This window comes from Burkholderia sp. BCC0397 (assembly GCF_902832865.1).
In the GTDB taxonomy this organism is placed as follows: domain Bacteria; phylum Pseudomonadota; class Gammaproteobacteria; order Burkholderiales; family Burkholderiaceae; genus Burkholderia.
Genome location: NZ_CADFDL010000012.1, coordinates 217120 through 223119 on the forward strand (window position 1 = coordinate 217120; position 6000 = coordinate 223119).

The 6000-nt window shown below is 49.0% G+C and carries 3 protein-coding genes and 2 pseudogenes; 4 read left to right on the forward strand and 1 reads right to left on the reverse strand.

Features of this window, described 5'->3' with window-relative positions:
• Nucleotides 1-379: 379 nt before the first annotated feature.
• The 3 genes and pseudogenes from HWX03_RS28825 to HWX03_RS28835 form a co-directional block, all read left to right on the forward strand.
• Nucleotides 380-715 (forward strand): hypothetical protein, encoded by a 336-nt coding sequence (locus HWX03_RS28825; protein ID WP_175873598.1) that lies wholly within the window; start codon nucleotides 380-382, stop codon nucleotides 713-715.
• Nucleotides 716-847: 132 nt separating this feature from the next.
• A pseudogene (locus HWX03_RS28830) lies at nucleotides 848-1585 on the forward strand (integrase core domain-containing protein).
• Nucleotides 1586-1603: 18 nt separating this feature from the next.
• Nucleotides 1604-1804, forward strand: a pseudogene (locus HWX03_RS28835) (IS5/IS1182 family transposase); the annotation flags it as partial.
• A gap of 825 nt (nucleotides 1805-2629) precedes the next feature.
• Here HWX03_RS28835 and HWX03_RS28840 read toward each other — a convergent pair.
• Nucleotides 2630-2833 (reverse strand): hypothetical protein, encoded by a 204-nt coding sequence (locus HWX03_RS28840; RefSeq protein WP_175873599.1) that lies wholly within the window; start codon nucleotides 2831-2833, stop codon nucleotides 2630-2632.
• An 80-nt stretch (nucleotides 2834-2913) separates the two neighbouring features.
• Here HWX03_RS28840 and HWX03_RS28845 point away from each other — a divergent pair.
• The coding region (locus HWX03_RS28845; protein ID WP_175873600.1) for a hypothetical protein at nucleotides 2914-6000 on the forward strand (3087 nt) is incomplete at its 3' end.

The window sequence follows — 6000 nt, forward strand, 5'->3', positions numbered from 1 at the left end:
TTCAAGGGAAGTTCGCCTGATCAGAGCCGCCCCACCGACCACCGTCCAGCCGCATCCTTACAGAGTTAAAAATTTTCCCAACAAATTTATAGCAACTACCATTCTGAAATATTTCGTAATATACCAAATGATGAGCCAGCCATCGTGTCCATTGTAATTATCTGAATCGACTGATAGATTGATCGGAAGAATGGGGTGATCACTGCCAATTGCATACCATACGGAAATAAGGCTCGCCATCGATGCAATAACCCAGTTGTCGATTTACTTACGGCAAACAGCCATCTTTCAATATCCAATCATCGGGCTGACAACCAACCTGGTCTTGCGATCCAGCACCAGCAAGCACACACCTAGAACAGAGCGAGGTGAAATTTGAATGAAAAATAAAAAAACAATATCAAAAATAATAAAACTCGCCTCACTTTCGGCGATATCGGTTTCACTTATCGAGGTGCTGCTATTTATGCAATGTGATGAGATAGGTGGCATATTTAAATCAGTAGCTCAAATCAGCACCCTACTCTTGCTCACCTACCCCATCGCACTTGCTGGATCACTGATTTACACGACGATATCGTACTTCAATCTCTTTAAACAGGAATCAAGTGGGCAAGAAGTAGCGCCAAGAAGGCTGGCAATGCCGTACCTGATTTTATTTGTTGTGGTGATTTGTATTTCCAGACTGATATCCATATCAGTTTGCACGAAATAGCAACCAAAACGAGAGAACGCTATGACTTCCATATCAGTCGCGGGCTATACGCAACCCTGACCCAAGAAATATTCCATTTCAAAAGTAGAGAAATTAGGCATGATATGTCCAAGCTGACGCGAAGGCCATGCCATGAAGACGAGCAAGTTTACGGAAGAGCAGATCGCATTTGCACTGAAGCAAGCAGAGCTGAGTACGAAGGTCGAAGAGATCTGCCGCAAGCTCGGAATTAGCTTCTACTACTGGAAGAAGAAATTCGGAGAGCTGAGGCCTTCTGAATTGCGCCGGTTGCGCCAGCTCAAAACGTGAAGCTGCGCGACTCGTGACGAACCTGAGCCTTGACAAGGCCATGCTGCAGGACGTACTCGCAAAAGGCTCTGAAGCCTGCCCGTCGGCGCATGTTGATCGATGAGTCGCGTGATCGCTATCGAACGAGTCTGATGAAGACCTCCGCGTTGTTTGACATGTCTTGTTCGCGGTATCGGTATCAGTCAGTTGCGCACGATTCATCGGCGCTGCCCATGCATATCAAGATCGACAATGGAGCAAATCCATCTCGAAGGCAATGGATCGCTGGGCATATGAACATGGCGTCGAACCGAATTTCAATCGACAGGGCGCCCCACTGAAAACGCCACGGTCGAAAGCTTCAACCGGCGCTTCCGGCAAGAATGTCTGACGGCGCATTGGTTTTTATCATTGGCCGACGCGCAGAGCAAAATCGACGACTGGCGCACGGACTATAACGAGGTTCGTCCCCACTCCGTGTTGCAATGGATGACGCCCACCGAATTCGCCCGTCAGGCAAGGGAATCTGCCTCACCTGACAACTCAACCAAGCCGGAAATTTCAACTTCCGACCGGGATTAATTCTGGCTCAGGGTCAGCATCGAGCCTGTGATCGCCAAGCGTCGGACCAAACTTGGCAGATATCGCTGGGTCGTCGAACGCACGCATGGCTGGCTGCATCACGTCCGTCATCACCGCATTCATTTCGAGCAACGTGTCGACATTCATATCATATTCCCCAAACTCGGTTGCTACCTGATCTGCTGGAATACCCTTCGGCGGGCCGATCAGGTTTTATGAAACCGTCTCTTAGTCAATAACACTGATGCGTGATGCGTTCAGCCCTGTGAGCGCGCCACGTGGTCGACCTGCACGTTCCTCATAGCGATACCTCCGTTATCGGGCCGCCACCCCACCTTCGCCGGCAGGGCTGTGCTAGATCGGAACGATAAAAACTCAAACCTCACGGTGAGCGCAACAAAATATTACAAATACATTACCGATCCACAGTAAATAGCAATTCCATATTTCAAAAAAATCAACAAATCATTGGCAACCTATCGCTCCTCCCAACTCTCCTTTCGAAGGCCATTCAATTACATGACACATCCTGATACGAAATATTATGTAACGAAATTATTACACAGCCCCCTCTGGAAAACATTGCCTCCCGCAACATAGACTGATACATTCATATGATGAATAACGCATATTATTACATTCCTATTTCACTCAATTATAATACAAAACCACCATCTTAAAAATCATGAAAATCATCAGGATTTTAATTCTTATATTTAATCTAATTATTATAAATAAAGCATTTTCGCAATCAAGCACGGAAATTGAAGATAGCATCGCAACGAGAGATTCGAATGATGTCGTATCGAAGATTGCAAAGATATCTGAGCATGGCGACTTAAGCGACGATGCGTTCTTTGCGAGATCCATTGGAGTTAATATGGATCAACTCCCCGATAAAGTTGCGCCATTTAGCTTTCAAACTTGCGGCGTCACATCATACACAGAATCTGATGCCCTAACGAGACGATACGTATACACAGAAACACCACGGTATCTGATTGAGCCACCCTCAGGAAAATCAAAAAATCAATGTGAATTTGACTACATAAAACGTGTCAATGGCGGCGGGAAAATCTCCAAAGTTATCGCCAAGCTGCAAATCAACGTCAAAAACGTTTGCATCTCACCTGAAATATTAAAACGATACTTCCCCGAAATCGCACCTGAGCCTCCTCCGGTTCCACCCAAATTGATATATGAATTCACCAGCAAGTCTGGAATAAAGCTGTCATTCATGTCATCCATGAATAAGAAGCACTCGTCCTGTATAGAACTAGTACTATTCTCCCAGACATATTGAGAGGCAAAAAATGGGGCAAATTGACATGAATCGCACAATCGATGGAACCGAGGGTATTTGGGGCGGAAACCCACCATCTTCAGCTGTTTTGAACATGATAAATGCCAGCCCGCTATTGGCTCAGTCGATCAATAAATATGACATCGCCATACAAGAAGGCACAGCTGCACCGATAGGGGCATATATTGCATCCGATGGAAATTTATACTCCAACGGAAAAGAAACAATAGTGAACTCGGCGAACCAGGTGCAGATTCTACTGGGCGCACAGATTACCAGCTCCAGCGAAACCAACCCCTCCGGATATGTTTCCGCACTGACCTGGGAGATGGGAAAGTTTGCATACTTCAATCAAGGCCAGCTTTTATATAATGGTCTAGCGAACCTTAATCCAAACGATCAAAACTACGGAAATGCTGCGGCAACCGTAGGAACAGTTACCGAAGCGTGGTCAGCCGCGTTTAGCTATCAAGTTCAGCAACAAATGGCCTCCACTCCCGGATTCACCTTCACCATAGACGGCGATGGCCCAAATAACGCAAATGGTGCTATTCAACAGACCCTCTCAACCGCGTGGCAGAATCAAAATCTGGCGAACGCTTCGTCGACAGATGCTTTCGCAGCCTTGACAACAGCAGCCGTCGGCGTAATTGGAACATTCCCGGCCGTGAATGGTGAGAGCTACCCAGACATCTATCAGAAATATCCCGCAGCACTACAACAAGAGTACTCCAGCGCAAGCCTAAATAAAATAACAACAAATCCACCATCAGATATTTCCGGCATAAGTATAGATTATTCAAATGGAAATATTAGCTCATCAACGATGGCATTCAACTCGGGGCAACGAGAGATTATAAGCTTTGCAAACAATCAAGTTAGCACCGCCATATACACCGACTCGTCGGGAAATATTTTGTCAGATATCGTATATGTGCATAACTCGGACGACACCTACTCATCCACAATAACCGATGGATCAGGAAAAGTTGTTTCAACACAAAGCTTTTCCAGCTCCGGTGCCGAAACGCAGACGTTCAGTGATCCGTCGTCCATTGCGGATGTGAATGCACCTGGCCTAACCTTGACTACAAACGCCAATACCATCGACGTGAACGGGGCTGACTACGACACGACGATCCTCAATGGCAATCATGTCATTAACGCCCAAGCTGGCGACACCTTTCAACTTACTGGTGTCGGCTACAACGTAAACCTGTCAGCCACTGGCGGGGCGTCTACCGTGACGTTCGAGGCAAACTCCGGCGGTACGGTCAATGGTTCAGCAGCGACAGTTAACATCACGGGATCCGGCAGTGTTGTCACGATTGGTGGAAACGGGCAAAGTGCAAGTGCTTCTAACGATAACTACGTCAATTTTGCAAGCGGTGCATCAGGAACATTAACAGTCGAGGGTAATTCCCGCACGGATGTTAGTGGCAGCGGTCTTGCGGTCTATGCTGGTGGCAACGAAAGCCTGGGTGTTACAGGTAGCGGAAACACCGTTGATGCAACGGGTTCTAACAACGGAATTTGGCTTAACGGAGCCAATGCGGTCGTAAATTTGTCCGGTCAAGGCGATTCGATCTACGGATCGAATAACACGATCTACGGTGAGAACAGCGACACATTTACCGTAAATGGCTCGGGTGACACGATCACGGACGGTACGAGCAGTACGACAACTATTGAAGGCAGCAATGACACGCTGTCCTACGTTGGCGGCGGTAGCACGGTGAGCGTGCTGGGTCAGAACGATACGATCGATGGGGCAAGCGTCACGATTTACGGCCAGAACAACGATACGTTTAGCGTAAATGGCTCGGGCGACACGATCACGGACGGTACAAGCAGTACGACAACTATTGAAGGCAGCAATGACACGCTGTCCTACGTTGGCGGCGGTAGCACGGTGAGCGTGTTGGGCCAGAACGACACGATCGATGGGGCGAGCGTCACGATTTACGGCCAGAACAACGATACGTTTAGCGTAAACGGCTCGGGTGACATGATCACGGACGGTACAAGCAGTACGACAACTATTGAAGGCAGCAATGACACGCTGTCCTACGTTGGCGGCGGTAGCACGGTGAGCGTGTTGGGTCAGAACGACACGATCGATGGAGCAAGCGTCACGATTTACGGCCAGAACAACGATACGTTTAGCGTAAACGGCTCGGGTGACACGATCACGGACGGTACGAGCAGTACAACAACTATCGAAGGCGGTAATGACACGCTGTCCTACGTTGGCGGCGGTAGCACGGTCAACGTCTTGGGCCAGAACGACTCGATCGATGGGTCGAGCGTTACGATTTACGGCCAGAACAACGATACATTTAAGGTTGACGGATCAGGTGACACAATAACGGACGGAACCGGGAGCACTACCAATATTAATGGTAGCAACGACACGCTGTCATACGTCGGTGGCGGCAGTACGGTCAACGTCTTGGGCCAGAACGACACGATCGATGGGGCGAGCGTCACGATTTACGGCCAGAACAGCGATACGTTTAGCGTAAATGGCTCGGGTGACACGATCACGAATGGGGCGAGCAGTACGACGATAATCAATGGCAACAACGATACGCTTTCATATATTGGTGGCGGGAGTACCGTCGACATCGCAGGTCAAGATGACCATATCGATGGGAATAACGACACGATCAATTTCTCAGGCACAGATACCGGCGACATAGTAGATGGCTCTGGCGATACTGGTGCTGGATGGAGTGGAATCGACTATGTCGATCAAACAAGTTCGGATCCTTTTAGTGACGGCGGCTATGGCGGTTACTACGGCGGCTATGGTTTTTCAGGCGACCGAAGTGCGGTGCAAAGCAAGCTAGCCAGCGATGTAACCGCCATCGCTCAGTACGACCAACATCAAGGGAACGCCGCCGCCGCTAACGCCGCCAAGAACGGGTTCGCCCAGGCGGGTGAAATGGCTCGAGATACTGCCACCTCTGCCGGTTCCGGTCCTAACGTACTCGAAGGGGCTCGGTGGGATGCGTCCACGATCACCTGGAACTTCGACAGCGCCAATGGTCCGCAAAACGGGCAGTACGAAAAAGAGGTCGAACAAGCCTTTGCAACGTGGGCGGCTGCT